Origin of the sequence: Parageobacillus toebii NBRC 107807 (genome assembly GCF_003688615.2) — a bacterium.
Lineage (GTDB): Bacteria > Bacillota > Bacilli > Bacillales > Anoxybacillaceae > Parageobacillus_B > Parageobacillus_B toebii.
Map to the genome: position 1 here is coordinate 2,141,178 of NZ_CP049703.1, position 19,090 is coordinate 2,160,267.

Here is a 19,090-nt window from a genome sequence, read left to right on the forward strand (position 1 = left end):
GAGGAAAGGGTTATGAATAAATCGGCGATTAAAAACTTTGCTGTTACTGCTCGTCGCAAATTAATCGATGGGGTCAAACAAAAAGCGTATGAGTTAGGAATTACAGAAAAGGAAATAAAAGAACCAGAACTATTTGAAGACGGTTTCCGCATTAACCAAAAGTTTTTTAAAAAATATGAACTAAAGCAGCGGCAAAAGCTGATTGAGAAAATAAAAGAAAAAGGCTATGAGCAAGTAATCGAAGAAGTAGCTTATACATGGTTTAATCGCTTTATCGCGTTACGTTTTATGGAAGTGAATGATTATTTACCAACAGGGGTACGCGTTCTTTCGTCAATCGATCCTGAAAAAACAGAGCCAGACATCATTTCCCAAGCATTAGAGGTAGACTTAGATTTGGATTACGACATTGTTTACCGTCTGCAAGATGAAAACAACACGGCGGATTTATATAAGTATTTATTAATCAGACAATGTAATGAGCTCAACAAGATATTGCCCATCATGTTTGAAGAAATTAATGACTATACAGAGCTTCTCCTTCCAGACAATCTTCTTCAAGAAGGTTCGGTTATTCGTGATTTAGTGACAATGATCGATGAAGAAGACTGGAAAGAGCAAGTAGAGATTATTGGCTGGTTGTATCAATATTATATTTTTGAAGAAAAAGACAGAGTAATTAAAGCGAAAAAGAAATACAAAACACATGAAATTCCATATGCAACACAATTATTTACTCCAAAATGGATAGTTCAGTATATGGTTCAAAACTCATTAGGAAGATATTGGATTGAATCACATCCTGAGGATAGGGATCTCATAAGTGGTTGGGACTTTTATTTAGAAAATCCTAGTAAGGAACTTGATTTTGAAGAAAAGTTAGCACCTTACATAAATAAAGAGTTAAAAGTAGAGGATATCAAGTGTTTTGATCCAGCAATGGGAAGTGGACATATTCTCGTTTATATGTTCGATGTTCTTTATGAAATATATATACGCTGTGGTTATAGTGAGCGAGAAATCCCACGATTAATCATTGAAAATAACCTTTATGGATTAGATATTGATAAACGTGCTTATCAATTAGCTTATTTTTCATTGATTATGAAGGGGTTGCAATATAATAGACGCTTCTTACGAGATATTAAACAATATGGTTTGAATTTAAATTTGGCGTATATTCAGGAAAGTAATCAGTTAACAGAAGAAGATATTGTTTACATTGCAGGTGAAAGTCAAGGTCCTAATTATGAAAGAACAAAAAACTTTGTTGATATTTTCCATAATGCTAATATATATGGTTCTTTGATTAAGGTTGGAGACTTTGATGAAAATTTTTTTGAAGAAAGGTTAAATTTTATCAAAAATAATGCACCAGCTGATTTATTTGAGGAACTTATTAAAGAAAAAGTGCTTGATGTTCTTCCAAAGCTAATAAAACAAGCAAAAATAATGAAAGATACTTATGATGTTTTAGTCACGAACCCGCCTTATATGGGGAATAGATATATGAATGATGATCTAAGTGAGTTTATGAAAGCAAATTATCCAGACAATAAGTCTGATTTGTTTGCAGCATTTATTGAATATTCATTAACAAAAGTAAAAGAAAACGGACAAATCGGTTTCTTAACGCCTTATGTTTGGATGTTTATTTCCTCTTATGAGAAATTAAGAAACCTTATAGTTGAAACTAAGACAATAAGTTCATTAATACAATTAGAGTATAATTCTTTTGAAGCTGCTGTTGTACCTGTTTGTTCTTTCACATTAAGAAATTACAAATCAGATGTTAGCGGCGAATTTATAAGATTGTCTGATTTTAAAGGGATAGAACTACAACCAATTAAAGTACTAGAAGCTATTGAAAATCCAAATGTAAATTATCGTTTCTCTAATTTAACAAGTAATTTTTCTGTAATACCGGGTAAACCAATTGCATATTGGATATCAGATAAATTATTAAGTATTTTTATTAACTCTGATCGTATATCTGAAATCGGTGATGCTAAACAGGGATTAGCAACCGCCGATAACGACAGATTTTTAAGAATATGGCATGAAGTCGACATAAATCGAATTGGGTTTAATTTTACAAATAGTACAGACGCAAAAAAAAGTAAGTTGAAATGGTTTCCTTATAATAAGGGTGGAGGTTATAAAAAGTGGTACGGAAATAATGAATATGTTATTAACTGGGAGAATGATGGGCAAGAATTAAGAAACTTTAAAAAATCTGTAATAAGAAGTCCGCAGTATTACTTTAAGGAGTGTATCTCCTGGTGCAAAGTAACGAATATTTCTATCTCTTTTAGATACATTCCACATGGATATTTATTCGATGTTGCCGGATGTTCTATTTTTACTGAAGAGGATTTATTTGTCTTACTTGGTTCTCTTAACTCTAATCTAATTAACGAAATTCTTAAGTTTATGAGTCCTACAATGAATTATGAGGTAGGGCAAATAAGTAATCTACCAATAATTCATAAAGGGTGTGAAGATAGAATCAGAAAGATTGCAATTGACTGCGTTGATGTTTCAAAAAAAGACTGGGACTCTTTTGAAACATCCTGGGACTTTAAAAAACATCCTTTACTAACCTATAAAAAAGCAGCTAAGACTATCGAACAAGCTTTCAATAATTGGGCAGCATTTGCTGAACAACAATTTTATAAATTAAAAGAAAATGAAGAAGAGCTAAACCGTATTTTCATTGAGATTTATGGGTTACAAGATGAATTAACGCCAGAAGTGGATGAGAAGGATGTCACCATTCGCAAAGCGGATAAGGAACGAGATATTAAGTCGTTTATCTCTTATGCCGTTGGCTGTATGTTCGGCCGCTATTCATTAGATCAAGAAGGGTTAGTATATGCTGGCGGAGAGTTTGATGAAAGTAAGTATGTAACGTTTAAAGTCGATCCTGATAATGTGATTCCGATCACGGATGATGAGTATTTTGAAGATGATATTGTAAGCCGTTTTGTGGAATTTGTTCGTGTTACATTTGGTGAAGAAACATTAGAAGAAAATCTCGACTTTATTGCCGATGCTCTAACAAGAAAAGCGAATGAAACATCTCGACAGCGAATTCGCCGTTATTTCTTAAAAGAATTTTACAAAGACCATGTACAAACATATCAAAAGCGTCCGATTTATTGGTTGTTTGATAGCGGGAAAAATGATGGTTTTAAAGCGTTAATTTATATGCATCGTTACGATGAAGGAACAGTTGCTAAAGTACGGACAGACTACTTGCACCTATTGCAACGTAAATACGAAGCGGAGATAAAACGTCTTGAGATGATTATGGATTCGGATGTTTCAACAAGGGAAAAAACTGAAGCAAGAAAGAAAAAGGAAAAAATTCAAAAACAATTGCTTGAATGCATGCAATATGACCAAGTAATGGCTCATGTTGCGAACCAGAAAATCTCTATTGATCTTGATGATGGCGTAAAAGTGAATTATGCTAAATTCCAAGGTATAAAGGTGCCTCAAGGTGAAGGAAAAAAACCGTTAGTGATGGACTTGTTGGCTAAAATTTAATTCCTTTTAATTATCGCATTTCGAAACGTTTTTACGGTGAAACATCGAAGAAATTGAATGAATAAAACTGAAAAATGGTTTGGTCTCATGAGACTAAACCATTTTTCAAATTGAGGTGAAAAATAAAGTGAACTTAAAGGAAATTACGCGTGTCTTACAGGAGATGTTCAATAAAGAACTAACTGAAGGAAAGAAGCGTCATATTGTTTTTTGGTATGACGAAGAAGGTGAGTTTATCGACGAAATTGATGAATTAGCTTTGGATGGGGTACGTATTTGGCGTTTAACAGAAAATAACTATTTTGCGACGAAGTATGAGTTGGAAAAAGTCGACCTTAACTCGCATTTTTTAATATATGCAGCGATGCCAAAACCAACTCCAAGAGAAAACTGGTTAATTGATGTTTTAAAATATAGCACTGAATTTTCAACGGATCGAACGACAGTGATTATGAGAAATTTAGGAATAAAAGACGATTCATTACGTCCGGTTTTCAAGAAATATATGAAATTCTTCAAAAGTAAAGAACGTACAGCAGCGTTTGAAGCTTTAAACATAAAAAATTATACAGAGGAAATCGTTGATTTAGCGATCTTATCTTTATTATGTAAAGTAAATAAATGTAGTTTAGAAGAAGTTTTGAAAGCCTTATTTAAAGAGATGCTGCAAGAAGAGAGAAAGCTCTGGGAAGCCATTGAGAAATACGGAGATACAAATGCGTTTTGGAACTTGGTGGAGAAGTACTATGGATATAACTTAAGCGACAAGTCGCTTGAGAAATTATTTATTTTCTTTATTGTCACTAGCTTAAGTGAAACGTTACAAGCTCCAATCCCAGAAGCGTGGAAAAATTATATTTCTTCGGAAAGAACAAACTGTGTTGTTTTTATGGACCATTTTATGAATCATGTTGTCGATAAAGAGCACTATGATCAATTGGCTGTTGTTTTTGAAGAAAAAATGAATGTAAAAAGTTACATAAAAGAATGGGATATAAACGATTTCTTACAATGCGACCTATTCCCTATATTCGACGAAACGATTATTGAGCGATTAGCTGCACAAGTTTCAAGTGGAGTCGAGGAGTTTGAACAGCAAACTGCAGTCATTTTAGCCAGACGTACATTGCACTGGTACTCTCAATTTAAGCAAGAATACGAAGCGTTATATTGGGCAATCCAATTATTAAAAAAATATAGCGATATCGGAAAAAACATTAAACGTGATTCAACTTATAATATGTTACAACGTTATGTAACCGACTATTATGAAATCGATAAAGCGTATAGAAAGTTTTATTCAGCTTTTGATCGGGCTCAATATAAAGAGCGGTTAGAGTCTGTTCAAGAGTATATTGAGAATACGTATATCAATGGATATTTAGATGAGTTGGCTATTCATTGGTCTAATTCAGTAGAAGAGGAATTATTAAACGACTGGCGCCTTGATGGTATTGAGCAGCAAACCGACTTTTATAGAACATTCATTCAACCTCATCTGAGTAAAGATGAGCGCGTATTTGTTATTATTTCTGACGCATTGCGTTATGAAGCGGCCAAAGAGTTATGTGATCAACTGAATATAGAACGAAAAGCTTCAACAGAAATCACATTTATGCAAGGAGTCATCCCATCTTTTACAAAACTCGGCATGGCAAGCCTTCTTCCTCATAAAAATATTGAGTTAGATGAACAAATGAATGTTATCGTTAACGGTATCAATTCTTTAACTACTGCGAATCGAGAAAAAATTTTATTGCAATATCATCCAGATGCGATTGCAGTGCAATACGATGACATTATAGATATGAATCGCAAAAAGTTTCGAGAATTATTTTCGGGTAAAAAGCTGATTTACATTTACCATAATCAAATTGATGCCAAGGGAGATCATGCTGCAACAGAGCGGGAAGTATTCCAAGCTGTAGATGAAACAATTGAAGAGTTAAAGAAACTTATTAATCAATTAGTGAACGATTTAAGTGCGACGAATATCTATATTACTGCCGATCATGGGTTTATTTATAAGAGAGGACGTTTACAGGAAAGAGATAAGATTTCGGCAAAAGTGGATAACGCTAATGCTGATAATAGACGATTTATCATTACTAAAAAGGCCGAACATATCGAAGGAACTTTAACCTTTACAATGAGGGATTTATTTGGAAAAGATAACGAACGATATGTGATTGTTCCTAGAGGGACAAATCGATTTAAAAAGCAAGGAGCAGGTGCGAATTATGTGCATGGTGGCGTTATGCCGCAAGAAATTGTAATACCTGTTATTAAGTTTAAAAATGACCGTAGTAAATCGGAGAAAAACGCGGTTAGAAAAGTAGAAGTGCGTTTAACCAACATTTCGAGAAAAATTACGAATATGATTACGTATTTAGAATTTTTCCAAACTGAAAAGGTAGAAGATAAAAAAATTCCGTTAAGATTGAAACTCTATTTTGTTGACGAAGAAGGAAATCGGATTTCTAATGAAAATATTATTATTGCGGATAGCCAATCAGCGAATCCCGCACATCGAACATATCGAGAAAAATTTGTTTTACGAAATATGCAATATGATAAAACGAAAAAGTATTACCTCATATTAGAAGATGAAGAAGCAGAAACGGTCTACGAAAAAATTCCGTTTATTATTGATTTAGCGTTCTCCAACGATTTTGGTTTTTAATATGAGATGGGGGTAGTGGGATGGACGAGCTTAGTCAAAAATTAAATATGTATTTTCCGGGAAAAGTAGTTCGTAAAGATTTAACAAAAAAAATTAAAGAAGGCGCGAATGTACCAGTCTATGTTTTAGAGTATTTACTAGGGATGTACTGTGCGACGGATGATGAAGACAGCATCAATGATGGTGTAGAAATGGTAAAAAAGATTTTGGCAGAGAATTTTGTTCGTCCAGATGAAGCAGAAAAAATTAAATCGAAAATTAAAGAATTGGGCAAGTATACGGTTATTGATAAAGTAACTGCAAAGTTGAATGAAAAGAAAGATATTTATGAAGCGGAATTTTCCAACCTAGGCTTAAAAAATGTCGTGATTTCCCCGCATTATATTAAACAATTTGAAAAATTATTAGCGGGAGGCATTTGGTGTATTTTAAAAATGGAATATTATTACGATGAAGAAATTCGCGGCAACGTCAGTCCATTTCAAATTAGCAGTTTAACACCAATTCAAATGCCGAATATGGATTTGGAAGATTTATTAAATCAAAGAAGACATTTTACGAAAGAAGAGTGGATTGATGTCCTAATCCGCTCCATTGGTATGGAGCCTACCCAACTAGAGTACAACGTAAAATGGCATATGTTAGAAAGAATGGTTCCTCTTGTAGAAAATAATTATAATTTATGTGAACTTGGACCAAGAGGAACAGGGAAATCTCATATTTACAAAGAAATTTCTCCAAACTCAATCCTTGTTTCAGGTGGTCAAACAACGGTTGCCAACTTGTTCTATAATATGTCAACTAGAAAAATTGGTCTTGTTGGTTTATGGGATACGGTGGCATTTGATGAGGTAGCGGGAATTACGTTTAAGGATAAAGACGGTATTCAAATTATGAAAGACTATATGGCTTCTGGATCGTTTGCGAGAGGGCGAGAAGAAAAAAACGCAAGTGCCTCCATGGTGTTTATTGGGAATATTAATCAAAGTGTAGATGTTTTACTCAAAACTTCACACCTATTTGACCCATTTCCAGAGGCAATAGCCAATGATGCTGCGTTTTTTGACCGTATGCATTATTATTTGCCAGGCTGGGAAATTCCGAAGATGAGACCAGAATATTTTACGAATGATTATGGGTTTATTACGGATTATCTTGCCGAATTTTTCCGTGAGATGAGAAAACGTTCGTTTTCAGATGCAATTGATAAATATTTTAGACTTGGCAATAATCTTAATCAACGTGATGTCATTGCCGTTCGTAAAACGGTTTCCGGTTTGATTAAGTTGCTTTATCCAAACGGAGAATTTACGAAAGAACAAGTAGAAGAAGTATTAAGATATGCGCTCATCGGCAGAAGACGTGTCAAAGAGCAGCTGAAAAAAATTGGTGGTATGGAGTTTTACGATGTTCATTTTTCCTATATTGATAACGAAACATTAAATGAAGAATTTGTTTCTGTCCCAGAACAAGGGGGAGGTAAAATCATCCCTGAAGGTATGGGAAAACCAGGGCATATTTATACCGTTTCTCATGGGAAGTCGGGGATGATTGGAGTGTATAAATTAGAAACAGAAGTAGTCAGCGGATCCGGAAAGTTTGAAAAAACAGGTTTAGGTACGGACAGAGAGGCGAAAGAGAGCATTGAAACAGCATTCCGCTATTTTCGCGCGAACAATAAAAATATTAGTGGAACAATTAGTGTCACAACAAAAGATTATTTGATGCATGTTCAAGATATTAATGGCGTAGGACTTACAAAAGATTTATCACTCGCCGCCTTTATTGCTCTCTGTTCAGGAGCGTTAAATAAACCTGTGCAAAGCCAACTTGTCGTATTAGGTTCAATTAGTATCAGTGGAACGATTAATAAAGTAGAAGAGCTAGCAAACGTACTTCAAGTTTGTTTTGATGCCGGAGCAAAACGTATTTTGCTGCCAATGACATCAGCAGTGGATATTCCAACCGTTCCACCGGAGTTATTTGCTAAATTTCAAATTTCATTCTATCAAAGCGCGGAAGATGCGGTATTTAAAGCGCTAGGGGTAGAATAATATTTCATTTCAAGGAGGGGAGCCCCTCCTTTTTATTTTACATCACATATTACAAGTAGTATGAACTAATGGAAATTAAACTATGTGAAAACTACTTAAGAATAATGAATGAATTAATACCTAAGTAGACTTTTTCTATTTAGGAGATCCCTGTTTTTTTATAATTTTAGTGGGTAATATTGCATCGGTATTATTTGTGATTATATTCTCTAATACATGACAGAATTTATTTACTATGTTTATAAGCTTTTCTGCTTGGTCGAAAGTTTTTATCATATAAGGATTTTTACCTTTATGTACATACTTATTTCGAATTTTATTTGCTAAAATTACATCATCTAAAAACGGGAGAATGTCTTTTTGATAGATATCATTTCTGATTGTATTTGAAAGATTGTCGAGCATTAATCTTACGCCACAACTATCTATTTCGTTATTTATTTGTTTTTCACTTGTCATACCCATTTTTTTGTAAGCAATGAAAAATAAGTTGTGAAGCATTCCTTCTAATTGAATAATAGATACTACAATACCAAGAAGATAATTCCCAGAGAATAACTGTCTTATTGCATCGATTCCAAAATTTTTCAGCATTCTTAATTCATTATTGTTGAAAAGTTCTTTTTGAATTTCTGTATTAAGTTCATTACCTGCAGAATTTACATAATTTTTATCATAAGCCGTTAGATGGTGAAACGCAGCGATTTCAATACACGTTAATACCTCGTACTCTTGTGCATGGAATATTTTAAAGTGATGTATATCCCTTATACTTAATTTACTAATTTGCTTATGTCTAGTTACTGATGCGTAAATGTCTATAAAATAGTTGTAAACTTCGCATACTTTTTCTAAATAGGTAAAGCAGGATTGAAAAAGCTTATCATTAGTAGACTTATCGATTTCATAATAATCGTTTATAACTATTTCTACTTTACAAAAAGAGTTTTTTCCAAACCGATCTCCAACTCGCGTATATGCAGAAAAGTCGTCTAAATTCTCATTATTTATATTATTAATTCCATACCATTCAAAAAGACTTTTTCCGTAATTATTAATCCTTTCCGATACTCTTAAGGTATGGATTTTCTCTTCGTCAGGCAATTTAATTTCATAAGTTATTTTAGGATCTAAGAAGAGATTATACGGTAAAGTAAGAATAATGCCAGTTTTTATCTTTGTTTTATCTTTATTTTGTAATTCATCCTTAATAATATTGGTTCATCACCAAATTTTGTGATTTAGTGACAAAAAAGAGAAAGCACTGACGAGATCCTGGCAATAATGTTAGCGGTGAAATAAACATTAGGGAGGTCTCGTAAGTGCTTTCTATATCACTAGGATTGCCAGAATTTAAAGTGATTAAACACGAACTTCTTTCCTATGGTTATGCGATTCATGTAGAGAAAACAGAGACATAGGAACGTTGCCCTCATTGTGGGTTTGCCACTTCCTCTGTCCACGACAGACGGACAAGAAAAGTACGGGATTTGGCGATTTTCCATCAACCGGTGTACTTGTTCGTAAAGGTAAAGCGCTATCGGTGCTGGAATTGTTCCCAAGTGTTTTCCGCCTCTTTGGAATCGATTCCACCCAATCAACACTACACCAATCGATTTTGTGAGTACTTGTATGAACTTTGTGAAGGCTCCACCATTCAAGAGGTTAGCCGAAAGCACCGTATTCCATATACGACATTGGAACGCATTTATTACTCCATCGCATTGAAAAAAGCAAAAGAGCGCCAAACAGCGATAGAAGCATCTTCTCAAGAAGAGATGGTGCTTAGCTTAGATGAAATCGCTGTAAAAAAGGGACATCAGTATGAAACCGTATTGATGGATGCCAGAGCTGGATCGGTCATGGGAATGCATGCCGATCGCCAATGTGACTCCGCCATCAACTTGTTGAGCCAAAATGTCCTGTCGAAAGAACTGGTCCAAACGGTGATTCTTGACATGTGGGAACCTTATCATAAGGCGGTTCGCTCCCTGTTTCCATCTGCTTCGATTGTCATCGATAAGTACCATGTGGTTCAAAAAGTGACACAAGCCTTGGATCAAGCAAGAAAGGAATTTTCTCCATTGAAAAAGGCTCGATATCTTCTCTTAAAAGGCTGTGAAAAGCTTCGTAAGGACCAACGGCTTCGATTAGACGATATCTTGGAGGAGTATCCGGCACTTTCCATTGCTTATTATCTGAAAGAGTTGTTTCGGGATTTTTACCGAACCGATGGATATAACGAAGCAAAGGAACGCTTGGAAGAATGGATTAAGTTAGCCAAACAGAGCCCTTTTGCTTCGTTTCAGGAAGCAGCCAACACGCTTGAAAGGTGGAAGGAGCCTATTCTTTCCTACTTTTTGTGTCCATATACGAATGCCCGAATCGAGGGGACGAATCACAAGATCAAAAACATCAAACGCCGGGCATATGGCTATCGAAATCTAGAACGGTTTCGTTTGCGTGTATTTCTGGAGTGTACAGGGAACACTACAGGTAGTCAGGCTGCTTAAGCGCTCCCTTCTTCCGCTATCGGTATGATAGTTGGTAGAATGGAACCCGTCAAGGAAAGCACTTGACTGTTTCCATTCTACCAACTTCGTGGTCTGTATGCGGAAGAAGGATCCTGACTGATGAACCTATTTCATCCAGCTAACACGTTTCTAGGATTGAGTTAGAAATCACAGAAAATGGTGAAGACCCATAATATTTATGTGCGGATAAATCTCATATACTTTTATATTGGACATGTAATCACCAACTCTTTATAACGAAAGTAAGAATACATAAAACAATTTTTTAAAGAATAGGGGAGCGATTGATGTTTCCTAGTTCTCCTTTTTATTTTATATATGCTCAAATATGCAGCAAAGCTGTCAGCCCTTAGACTCTGTGAAATGAATAGACAAAGTTGGTTAGGAGGCTGATTGGCTAATTTGAAGAATAACAAGGAGACGTTTATTAGCGAGATAAGCTAGCAATAGGCTCGCTTACCTACTAATTGTAAATTACAGTTTAAGCGAATTTAGTTCTCCGAAATACTGTTTGTAAAGTTGTTCAGCGTAATGATCTGTCATTCCAGCTATATAATCGCATACAACACGCTTTTTTGGTTCTCCTTTTTGAATTAACGCTCGATACTCAGGAGGAAGTAGTCTTTCATATTTGTCATCATTTAAGAGCTCAAACAAGCGATTGACTATCTGCGCTCCTCTGATTTCGTATAACGCTACACTTGGTTTTTCGATGAGAATATGCCTTACAGCTTTTTTTAATCCATCCATTAACTTTGCTTTTCTTCGCAATCCTAAGCCGTATTTAAAAGAGGTACCTTTCTTTCGGCGTTGTTCTTCAGTTAACTCGACTACACCGATGTCTTTAATAAAGGTATCGATTAATGTAGAAGTAATCGATTTAAATGCAGCGTCACCAAATGACGCGCCGCAGTTTTTATATGCATGTTGTAAAAGTTCTTGAAATTCCTTTCTTAATTCTTCAGTTTCAAGTTGCCCTAATACAGCGTCTATCGATAAAATTCCTGATTTTAATCCATCTTCAAGGTCATGAGTAGAGTAAGCGATGTCATCTGCGAGTTCCATAATTTGTGCCTCTATCGTTTGGATTTTCATTTTTCCGTTATCTTCTAAATTCTGCTTATTTTCTTCATAAAGAAATTTTTGTTGTTCAATTTGCCAATCTGATGTGTTATAAACACCGTATTTAACAACGGAATATAAAGCGGCTTTTGTTAAATTAAGACCATCATAATAAGAACTTTTCTTTTCTAATTTACAGAGAATACGAAGTGTCTGTGCATTTCCTTCAAATCCTCCATCATCTGTCATTAATTTGTTTAGCTCTTTTTCTGCATAATGACCGAATGGCGGATTGCCAATGTCATGTGCCAAACATGCCATCGCAACCAATGCCGAGTTCACTTTAACACCTTCATGTTCTATTTTTCTAGAAATGGTTGTTCCAATTTGGCTCACTTCAAGCGAATGAGTAAGACGGGTACGATAGTAATCACTTATTTGAGTGCCGAGGAGTTGCATCTTTCCTTGTAATCTCCGAAATGAAGAAGAATGAAGAACGCGAGCATAATCTCGTTGGAACGGATCTCTCCAACCATCTGTTTCATCTTGCTTAGTAGAAATAAATAAATCGTCATATTGGCGAAATGTGTGAAGTTCATTTTGATTGCTTGCTATTTCTTGTCCCTCTTCAATCATCTTTGAAATATCGATTTGACCAGAACTCATGAAAGAACCCCCTTTGCTTTTCTTAGTATCATCCCCTATTATTTTATAACAATTTAAATAATTATCGAAATTTTTATTAAAATTCGGATAATCTTTAGTCTACCTCTTGTTTTTCTACCTTATTCCCAAGGAGATGCGTTTTATGAACATATATTCAGAGTTTTGTTTCAAGTCATGATATTTTCACTATAATTGCAAGAGATGATGATATAATATAGAATGGATCGATTTGGAAAGGCGGTGAGATTGTGAATCACTATTATTTTTCTGAATGTAAAGCGAATGAAAAAGCGTCGGATATTGCCATTCATCTTTATACGGTTCCTTTATCTAATCCGCACGAAAAATATTCTTATGCCCACTCGATCGCTTATGAACTGAGAAAGCTAAATTCGTACATAACGGTGGCGGCGCATGGACAGTATATAGCGTCGTTTGAAGAGATTTGTCATTGGGGAGATCATCGTTATATTCAGCACGAATATCGGCCCATTCAATGTTCTTTGCCTATGGAAAGAACAATTTTGGAAAAATTATTAAAGAAAGAATTAGAGAATCGTTGTAAAAGCAGCTATAAGATGGATAACGACTTATTCCGTTTAGCCAATGAACGATCGATGCATGTCGGTGAAATTAGCATTCATCCGGCGATCTATATTTCCTTTTCAGTCGAAGAAAATGGAGATATTTTCGTCGGTTTTGATTATCAGCACCGTTTTGAATATCGAAAAACATTACAAGATTTTATCGATACCGACCCATCGTTACTCAAAGAAGGGATGGAGGTCGTCGACCCATTTAATAGGCGGGCATACTATTACACATTTGTAGAAATTGCCGACTATACAGCCGGGCAAAAAAGTCCGTTTCTCCAACAAAGTGTTATTGATTATTATTTGGAAAAAAATGAGCGATGGAAGCTAAAAAGCGTTCATGAAAAAACACCGGTCGTACATGTAAAAAGCAGAGACGGTCATCTTCTTCCTTATTTGCCCCATTTATTAAAGTTAACTTGTTCATATGAGCAATTGCCGCCATCGATGACGAAGGAAGTGAATCGCCTGATTAAGCTGTCACCAAATGAAAAAATGTCTAAGCTTTATACAGAAACGTTCCGCTTGCTTAGGCAACAACAAGTGTTGACGTTCAAAAAAGAAAATGTGCGGGCGGTTAACCTAGGCTATGATGTTAATGAGTTGGATTCCCCGATAATGGAGTTTGGACAAGGATATAAAACAAATGAGATTTATAGAGGGCTTAAGCAGTCGGGAGTGTATGAACCGAGCAGTGTAGCCGTCAGTTTTTTCATCGATCCAGAGCTGAACTATGACCCACAAAAGCGAAAAGAAGTGGGATATTTTGTAAAAAAGCTAGAATCAATGTCTGAAGCGCTTGGTGTAAAGCTTAATATTTCCGATCAGCCTCGCCAACTATACGGTCAATTGCCAAAAGACTTTTTTAAGCAAGATAACTTGTCGTATCATTTGAAATCCATTACTGACCAGTTCCGCGGAACAGTAGTAGTGGTCATTGGAACAGAAGAAAATATTGATCGCGCCTACGTTACGATTAAAAAAGAATTTGGCGGAAAAGAAGACTTGATGACGCAATTTGTTGGGTTCACTTCTTCTTTAGTTACGGAAAATAATATCTTTCACTACTATAATATTTTTCTGGGTATTTATGCCAAGGCAGGAATTCAGCCTTGGATTTTGGCTAGTCCTATGCATTCGGACTGTTTCATTGGATTGGATGTCAGCCATGAACACGGAAAGCACGTCTCTGGGATCATTCAAGTTATTGGACGCGATGGAAAAATCATTAAACAAAAATCAGTGGCCACGGCGGAAGCGGGAGAAACCATCGCCAATTCTACAATGGAAGAGATTGTGAATGAAAGCATATACAGCTATGAACAAATCTATGGAGCAAAGCCGCGGCATATTACTTTTCACCGCGATGGTATTTGTCGGGAGGATCTAGATTTTTTGCAAGCTTATTTGCGATCATTTCAAATTCCTTTTGATTTTGTAGAAATCATAAAAAAACCGCGAAGAAGAATGGCTATTTATTCAAATAAAAAATGGGTGACAAAGCAAGGAATATACTATTCAAAGGGAAACACGGCGTATTTATGTGCGACAGATCCGAAAGAGTTTGTTGGCATGGCTCAACTTGTAAAAATTGTACAAAAAACGAATGGTCTGTCTGTTCATGAGATTGTTTCTGATGTATATAAGCTATCGTTTATGCATATTCATTCCATGCTGAAGACACGCTTGCCGATTACGATCCATTACGCCGATTTAAGTTCTACTTTCCATAACCGCGGGCTGATTCATCCGCGTTCAAAGCATGAACGGGCATTGCCGTTTGTGTGATATGGAATGGTTGCTCTCCCGCCACTCTCTAAGGATTGCTGGGATTTGTAGAAGCAGAGAGTCATTGCTTGGCTCTCTGTTTTTGTTTTATCCCATGTAGGAATTTCGCACATGTTGTCGAAATAACGTATATGAATTTTCACATGTGAGGTGAATGTATGGCTGTTGACCATGACCGCTTGTTTAAAGAGTTGATCCAAGCATTTTTTGAAGAGTTTATCCTTCTCTTTTTCCCCGAAATGTACGAGTATATTGATTTTCAGCATTTGTCCTTTTTATCCGAAGAACTGTTCACCGATGTAACGGCAGGGGAGAAGTATCGCGTCGATTTGTTAGTCGAAACAAAATGAAAAGGGGAAGACGGGCTGATCATCGTCCATATTGAAAATCAAAGCTACGTGCAGCCGTCGTTTCCGGAACGGATGTTCATTTACTTCAGCCGCTTGTTTGAGAAATACCGCACGAATGTCGTTCCGATTGCCGTCTTCAGTTACGATACCATCCGCAACGAGCCCTCTTCGTTTACGCTTCAACTTCCGTTTGGCAACATCCTTCACTTCCGCTTTTTCACCGTCGAACTACGCAAACAAAATTGGCGCAACTACATCCGCATTGACAACCCGATCGCCGCTGCGCTGTTAAGCAAAATGGGTTATACTGAAAGTGAACGAATCGAATTGAAAAAACAGTTTTTACGCATGTTAGTTCGTTTAGAGCTGGATGAAGCAAAGCAGAGGCTGTTAATGGGCTTTTTTGAAACATATGTGAAATTGTCGGATGAAGAAGAACAACGATTACGAAACGAGGTGAATCAAATGGGAACGAAAGAAAAAGAGCAAGTGTTGGAATTGTTGATTTCGTATGAACAAAAGGGAAAACGTGAAGGAGCTAAGCAAAAAGAGCGAGAAATGATGCGAAAAATGATTGCAAAAGGAATGAGCATTGCCGATATTGCAAATATATTTGACCTAACGGAAGAAGAAGTTCATAAAAGGGTAAAAGATGAGTAGGAAGGGGCAGTACTTGGCATCTACTAGCTCCTAAAATAGCGTTTTTACATTTAGCGATAAACTCACAATAAGGATTTGATTCCAATGATGACAAATAAAGATTATCAAGAAATCGTAGAAAAAAAGTACGGTAAGCCGTTGAAAGAGATTATGTATGAACTTTGCGTGATTAGAGATGTTGTTCCTTGGGAAGGGGCAAGCGAGTTAGGCGTGCCTAAAAGTACATTTTTATCATGGAGAAATAAATTTCGTTTTGGTCCGATTCAAAGAAGAGCTGATTTTGCAAGACAAATGCGTGATAATACGATTAACGAATATAAACAGGAATTAGAGGATATTGATTTCGAACGTGATTTTATTTACAAGGATGAAAAGACCATTAGAGGATTTAAAGAAATAATGGAGCGCCTTTTGGAACTGGAGAAATACAAGAGAACATTATTAGATGACGAGGATGCTTCTTCCGATATATTAATAACAATGAAAATAGCAACTATTGAGCAGACACTAAATTATTTGATGGAATACGAACAAGGGAAGTTGCATGAAGAATTTAACCGAGAGCGAGAACGTATACATTATGGGAGGAAATAAAGAGATTTCAAACGATATTTTGCATGTGGAGTGAAATGTATAACGATTGGCCACGACCGCTTGTTTAAATAAAGAGCTGGCACAGCGTTTTTTAATGGTTTTATTCTTGTATTGGCTTGGTACCTGTTGTTACCCGCTAAAGGAGAAAGCTACCCTAAGCTAATGGGGTAGCTTTTTTGTTTCAATCGTCTGAATTTTCAGATGGTATATTAGTTAATTATGCATAGGAAATTTGTAAATGATTTTACAATATTCGACAACGTTTTTCTACAAATGTTGGTACAATCGAATTAAATGAGATTATTGGTTTAGTAATAAGGAAGGGGATCATGATGACAACGATTTGCAAAGCGGATTACTATTACGGAGCGTTGCTTTCCGCGCTGGTTAATGGAGGGCTAGCGCCTGCACTGTTTGAAAAAGAAAACGACAATCGGCAAATATACGAAGTCACGACGAATAAAGCGAGTTATATCATTTATACGAAGTACCATACCACTCCATCAGGCTCCAAAGATTTTACCTGGTCTTTTTCATTTAGCGACAATGAGATCGAGGAAATTGCCAAGATTCATCAAGGAAATAAAGAAAAAACATTAATCTTTGCCTTTATTTGTAGCCAGAAGCAATTAAGCGACTACAATCAAGTCATTGCCATCGTCTACTGGGACGAATTTCTCGAGTGCGTGGATATCGAAAAAGAACAGATTCGTGGAACAGCACGGCTGTCAGTGAAAGCGGTCAAAAGTTCCCCGTGGCTTCGCATTTACGGCAGCAAGCGTGCCGATATGCTAGACGGAAAAGACAATACGATAAGAATTGAAAGAAGTCGATTGAGCAGTTTGTAACAATAACATTTGGGGGCGGGGAGGGGAATTGTGAATATGGGTCTTTTCTATACATTGCTTCTTTTGCTCTTGCTTGTTTTGCTGGCAAGATGGATCAAGTCGAAAGAAGCAGAATGGATTGGATCGTATGGAGAATATAAAGTCCGTAAAGCAATTAAAAATATAGAAGCAACATCATCTGGAAAATACAAAGCTTTTCATAACCTGTATATTCCAAAACAAGACGGTTCAACTTCGCAAATTGATCATATTATCCTTTCCGATCAAGGACTGTTTGTCATCGAAACGAAAAATTACAGCGGCTGGATTTTCGGAGATGAAACGTCAAAATATTGGACGCAAGTCATTTATAAACGAAAAGAAAAATTTCTTAATCCTATTTTGCAGAACAAAGGGCATATCAAGGCGTTAAGAGGCTGGCTTGGGGAGGAGTTTGCGCATATTCCGATGCACTCGGTTGTCGTGTTTTTGCCGCGGGTAAAGTTTAAATCAAATGCTCATTTTGCCCATGCTTATGTGGTTTATCCGAAACAATTGAAACAAGTGCTCGAGCAACACCAAACAAAAGTGATCGATAGGGAAACAAAGCAACGTTTAGCTCAAAAATTAGAAACAGTGCTTGCCAAAGATAAGACACAAGAAAAAGAAATGAAAAAGTGGCACATGCAAGCGATTCGAACGAAGCAAAAGCAGACGGAACAACATATACAGCAAAACCGTTGTCCAAAATGTGGCGGTGTTCTAATCGTTCGGAAAGGGAAATACGGAACATTTAAAGGTTGCAATAATTATCCGAAATGCAAGTTTACGCAGTCGATTGGCTGAACTTGCAACATGGCGATCGGGTAGCAACTATAGATAAGGGAAGGAGGAAAATGATGTTTTCTATTCACGGGGAATTGGAACGCCTATCGCAAAAGTATCGATTTTTTGCTTCAAAAGAAGCGTTTAAACAGTCATTAAAATTTCAGCTTCAAGAAAAATTCCGCGTCGAGGAGAACAAACGCTTTCATGATTATCTGATCGATTTGTGGGTGGAAGAACCGGAAAGTGGGCGCCAATACGCGATTTGTTTAATGAACAAGCTCGCTCGGGTCACGATAAAGCAAAACGGGCAAACGATTGAATTGAAGCACCACGGTGCTCAGGATCAGGGTCGTTATGATTTTTTGGCGCAAGTGGAAAAGTTAGAACGAATAACAATGGGGAGAAGGAATGTATACGGGATCGTTGTGCTGCTAACGAATGACCATTTGTACTGGACCGAGCCGATGCGACCAAATACGGTGGACTGCGAGTTTCGCATTCATGAAAACCGGATCATCACCGGGGAGTTAAAATGGCAGGAACGTGCATCAGCAGGGACGAAAGAAAACCGTGATGCGCCGATCTTTATTAAAGGGAGATATCAATTGAAATGGCATCATTATTCTACCATCAACCAAGACAAACATGGCGAGTTCCGATATGTAGCTGTTCATGTAGGGGACGTATATAGTTGAGAGAAATAGTTTTAGTGTCTGTTGTCACCTGTCGAAGAAAAGCTGTGTCAGGAACGAAAACGTCTCGGGCAAGACTTGATTAACCCGGATTTATCTGTTGTGATGAAGAAGTGTTATGAGAAGCAATTAAAAAAATTAGAGCGCGACAGGAGAAGCTTCGTTGCATGCGGATCCTGTTACTTGTCGGATGTATGAGTACAGACA

The 19,090-nt window shown here is 36.4% G+C and carries 10 protein-coding genes and 2 pseudogenes; 10 read left to right on the top strand and 2 right to left on the bottom strand.

Annotation, left to right across the window (positions count from 1 at the left end; translation table 11 throughout):
- The first annotated feature begins 12 nt into the window (after positions 1-12).
- The 3 genes from pglX (at position 13) to brxL (ending at position 8,289) form a co-directional block, all read left to right on the top strand.
- A complete protein-coding gene (pglX, locus tag DER53_RS11075; RefSeq protein ID WP_062756375.1) occupies positions 13-3,552 on the top strand; it encodes a BREX-1 system adenine-specific DNA-methyltransferase PglX in 3,540 nt (1,179 codons plus the stop codon).
- Between the two features lie 127 nt (positions 3,553-3,679).
- Entirely contained in the window at positions 3,680-6,235 is a 2,556-nt protein-coding gene (pglZ, locus tag DER53_RS11080; RefSeq protein ID WP_062756377.1) for a BREX-1 system phosphatase PglZ type A, read from the top strand.
- A 20-nt stretch (positions 6,236-6,255) separates the two neighbouring features.
- Positions 6,256-8,289 (top strand): protease Lon-related BREX system protein BrxL, encoded by a 2,034-nt coding sequence (gene brxL, locus DER53_RS11085; protein ID WP_062756379.1) that lies wholly within the window; start codon positions 6,256-6,258, stop codon positions 8,287-8,289.
- 135 nt (positions 8,290-8,424) lie between these two features.
- On the opposite strand, the gene DER53_RS11090 is transcribed toward brxL, so the two are convergent.
- Positions 8,425-9,393: a hypothetical protein gene (locus tag DER53_RS11090; protein ID WP_062756381.1), complete on the bottom strand. Its 969-nt coding sequence runs from the start codon at positions 9,391-9,393 to the stop codon at positions 8,425-8,427.
- A gap of 218 nt (positions 9,394-9,611) precedes the next feature.
- Between DER53_RS11090 and DER53_RS11095 the strand changes: the two are divergent.
- Positions 9,612-10,802: pseudogene (locus DER53_RS11095) on the top strand (ISL3 family transposase).
- A 495-nt stretch (positions 10,803-11,297) separates the two neighbouring features.
- Here DER53_RS11095 and DER53_RS11100 read toward each other — a convergent pair.
- Entirely contained in the window at positions 11,298-12,551 is a 1,254-nt protein-coding gene (locus DER53_RS11100; protein ID WP_062755457.1) for a deoxyguanosinetriphosphate triphosphohydrolase family protein, read from the bottom strand.
- A 248-nt stretch (positions 12,552-12,799) separates the two neighbouring features.
- On the opposite strand from DER53_RS11100, the gene DER53_RS11105 reads away from it, so the two are divergent.
- The 6 genes and pseudogenes from DER53_RS11105 (at position 12,800) to DER53_RS17195 (ending at position 18,886) form a co-directional block, all read left to right on the top strand.
- The gene (locus DER53_RS11105) at positions 12,800-14,932 is read left to right on the top strand and encodes a Piwi domain-containing protein (protein ID WP_062755455.1); all 2,133 of its coding nucleotides are present in this window, start codon (positions 12,800-12,802) and stop codon (positions 14,930-14,932) included.
- Between the two features lie 158 nt (positions 14,933-15,090).
- A pseudogene (locus tag DER53_RS11110) lies at positions 15,091-15,942 on the top strand (Rpn family recombination-promoting nuclease/putative transposase).
- An 84-nt stretch (positions 15,943-16,026) separates the two neighbouring features.
- Complete coding sequence (locus tag DER53_RS11115; RefSeq protein ID WP_062755452.1) at positions 16,027-16,536, top strand: hypothetical protein; 510 nt, start codon at positions 16,027-16,029, stop codon at positions 16,534-16,536.
- Between the two features lie 332 nt (positions 16,537-16,868).
- On the top strand, positions 16,869-17,384 hold the full coding sequence (locus tag DER53_RS11120; protein WP_062755463.1) for a hypothetical protein: 516 nt from the start codon (positions 16,869-16,871) through the stop codon (positions 17,382-17,384).
- A gap of 36 nt (positions 17,385-17,420) precedes the next feature.
- Positions 17,421-18,209, top strand: a complete 789-nt coding sequence (locus tag DER53_RS11125; protein ID WP_062755450.1) for an NERD domain-containing protein — start codon at positions 17,421-17,423, stop codon at positions 18,207-18,209.
- Positions 18,210-18,259: 50 nt separating this feature from the next.
- Positions 18,260-18,886 (top strand): hypothetical protein, encoded by a 627-nt coding sequence (locus DER53_RS17195; protein ID WP_244319556.1) that lies wholly within the window; start codon positions 18,260-18,262, stop codon positions 18,884-18,886.
- The last annotated feature ends 204 nt before the right edge of the window (positions 18,887-19,090 follow it).

Coding starts and splice junctions, on each gene's coding strand:
- DER53_RS17195 (WP_244319556.1), top strand. CDS start 18,260: ATGATGTTTTCTATTCACGGGGAATTGGAACGCCTATCGCAAAAGTAT.
- brxL (WP_062756379.1), top strand. CDS start 6,256: ATGGACGAGCTTAGTCAAAAATTAAATATGTATTTTCCGGGAAAAGTA.
- DER53_RS11115 (WP_062755452.1), top strand. CDS start 16,027: ATGATGACAAATAAAGATTATCAAGAAATCGTAGAAAAAAAGTACGGT.
- pglX (WP_062756375.1), top strand. CDS start 13: ATGAATAAATCGGCGATTAAAAACTTTGCTGTTACTGCTCGTCGCAAA.
- DER53_RS11120 (WP_062755463.1), top strand. CDS start 16,869: ATGACAACGATTTGCAAAGCGGATTACTATTACGGAGCGTTGCTTTCC.
- DER53_RS11125 (WP_062755450.1), top strand. CDS start 17,421: ATGGGTCTTTTCTATACATTGCTTCTTTTGCTCTTGCTTGTTTTGCTG.
- DER53_RS11100 (WP_062755457.1), bottom strand. CDS start 12,551: ATGAGTTCTGGTCAAATCGATATTTCAAAGATGATTGAAGAGGGACAA.